Annotated in this window: 2 protein-coding genes and 2 rRNA genes (2 of these 4 only partly in view); all 4 read left to right on the top strand. The window is 37.0% G+C overall.

Annotation, left to right across the window (positions count from 1 at the left end):
- A 23S ribosomal RNA gene (locus LMD38_RS24605) occupies positions 1-394 on the top strand; it begins 2528 nt to the left of the window's first position.
- A gap of 48 nt (positions 395-442) precedes the next feature.
- Positions 443-558 (top strand): 5S ribosomal RNA (rrf, locus tag LMD38_RS24600).
- Between the two features lie 222 nt (positions 559-780).
- Positions 781-1734, top strand: coding sequence for an alpha/beta hydrolase (locus tag LMD38_RS24595; RefSeq protein ID WP_016716307.1), 954 nt, complete (start codon positions 781-783; stop codon positions 1732-1734).
- A 171-nt stretch (positions 1735-1905) separates the two neighbouring features.
- On the top strand, positions 1906-2500 hold the 5' portion of the coding sequence (locus LMD38_RS24590; RefSeq protein WP_228920011.1) for a DsbA family oxidoreductase. It continues 137 nt past the right edge of the window; the window shows 595 of its 732 coding nt (coding positions 1-595); its start codon is at positions 1906-1908; the stop codon falls past the right edge of the window.

Below are 2500 nucleotides of genomic sequence, written 5' to 3'. Positions count from 1 at the left end.
TCGGCTCATCGCATCCTGGGGCTGTAGTCGGTCCCAAGGGTTGGGCTGTTCGCCCATTAAAGCGGTACGCGAGCTGGGTTCAGAACGTCGTGAGACAGTTCGGTCCCTATCCGTCGTGGGCGTAGGAAATTTGAGAGGAGCTGTCCTTAGTACGAGAGGACCGGGATGGACGCACCGCTGGTGTACCAGTTGTTCTGCCAAGGGCATAGCTGGGTAGCTATGTGCGGAAGGGATAAGTGCTGAAAGCATCTAAGCATGAAGCCCCCCTCAAGATGAGATTTCCCATAGCGTAAGCTAGTAAGATCCCTGAAAGATGATCAGGTTGATAGGTTCGAGGTGGAAGCATGGTGACATGTGGAGCTGACGAATACTAATAGATCGAGGACTTAACCATATAATATGTAGCAATGTTATCTAGTTTTGAAGGAATATGCCTTCATAGTTTGGTGATGATGGCAGAGAGGTCACACCCGTTCCCATACCGAACACGGAAGTTAAGCTCTCTAGCGCCGATGGTAGTTGGGACCTTGTCCCTGTGAGAGTAGGACGTCGCCAAGCAAGCTTAAGACGAGTCAGAATGACTCGTCTTTTTTGTGCTTCTAACTTCTTATCAGTCTCAAGTTATTCTTTTATATTCAATTTCTTTCATCAATTTCGATATGTAGTTTAAGATTTTCTATTTTATTTTTTGTGGAAGCAACCTATCGGTATGTTAAAATAGTACAGTTATTTTTTGAAGTACTTTAATATAGGAAGATTTAATTTTTAAAAGGAGATAACATGAAAAAGATAGGTATAATTACTATAGTAGCCTTAGTCCTTCTAGCGATTGTGTATATGTTAGTCGGGAATTATTTTTATAATTATGCGTTGAATGCGAAACAAGAGAAAGAGTTTTTAGAGGATAACCCTCACTTGGTAGAAACTGTGAATGCATCAGGAGATGTGTTGGCTACAAGTGAAGAAAAGGATGCGAACTTTGTATCAAATCATAAACCTAATACACTACACATAAATTCTTTCGATAAGTTGAAATTAACAGGTTATGAATATATGAATAAACAATCTAGCCATAAATGGGCAATTGTAGTTCATGGATATGATAGTAGGGCATCAAAAATGACGAAATATATCCGGAATTTTTATGAACAAGGATATAACGTTATAGCGCCAGATCTTCGTGGGCATGGAAATAGTGAAGGTGATTATATAGGGATGGGCTGGCACGATCGTAAAGATATTTTGATTTGGATCCAACAAATTGTAAAGAAAGACCCCAATGCTGAAATAGCACTATTTGGTGTTTCAATGGGAGGGGCAACTGTAATGATGACTTCAGGTGAAGATTTACCTTCTAACGTGAAAGTTATTATTGAAGATTGTGGATACTCAACTGTTGTTGGTGAATTTACTTATCAACTAAAAGATTTATTCCATTTACCGAAGTTTCCTGTTATGAATGCGGCTAATACGGTTACAAAATTAAGAGCTGGATATGATTTAGAAGAAGCTTCAGCTGTAAAACAAGTTGAGAAAAGTAAAACACCGATGCTATTCATTCACGGGGATGCGGATACATTTGTTCCTTTTGAAATGTTAGATGAAGTATATAATGCTGCAAAAGTAGAAAAAGAGAAATTAATTGTTCCAGGTGCTGGACATGGAGAAGCTGAGAAGATAGATTCAAATGCATATTGGAATACCGTATGGAAGTTCGTGGGAAGATATATTTAAGTATAATTAGATTTACATATACGATAATCAGAAGGTAATACTTTTGATTATCGTTTTTCTATTTATAAATTTATTTTAGGTTGTAGTATATAAGGCTTGAAGCATAAATTTTTGAATTCCTTAGTGTCGGTGCTACAATGATTGACAACTACATGTTAATGAGGTGTTTCTATGAAAATTGAAGTATGGTCAGATTTTGTGTGTCCATTTTGCTACATTGGGAAACGTAGATTAGAGATGGCTTTAGAGCAATTTCCACATAAGAAGAATGTTGAAGTTGAGTTTAAAAATTTTGAATTAGACCAAAATGCTCCAATCTATTCTGGAACAAGTATTAATGAAGTACTTGCATCAAAGTATGGGATTAGTATTGAAGAAGCGAAACGTAATAACGTGCAACTAGGTAATCATGCAGCTAGTATGGGTTTAAGTTTTAATTTTGATGAGATGAAGCCGACGAACACTTTTGATGCGCATCGCCTTGCGAAATTTGCAAAAGATCAAGGGAAAGAAAAAGAGATTACGGAGAATCTACTTTTTGCATATTTCACTGAATCGAAAAATTTAAGTGATGTGGATACGCTTGCTACTATCGCTGAAGCTTCAGGTTTAGATAAACAAGAAGCTTTAAAGGTTATTAATGATAAAAGTGCATATGCAAATGATGTTAGAGTTGATGAAGCGATTGCTCAACAATATCAAATTTCAGGAGTACCTTATTTTATTATTAATCAAAAGTATGCTATTTCAGGTGCGCAACCACTTG

It is taken from the genome of Bacillus pacificus (assembly GCF_020861345.1).
In the GTDB taxonomy this organism is placed as follows: Bacteria; Bacillota; Bacilli; order Bacillales; family Bacillaceae_G; genus Bacillus_A; species Bacillus_A pacificus.
The sequence above is the reverse complement of the archived record's forward strand: the minus strand, read 5'-3'. Positions and strand labels throughout refer to the sequence as shown.

What these genes read in the sequence shown, in the direction of transcription:
- LMD38_RS24595 (WP_016716307.1), top strand. Translation starts at nt 781, where the DNA reads ATGAAAAAGATAGGTATAATTACTATAGTAGCCTTAGTCCTTCTAGCG.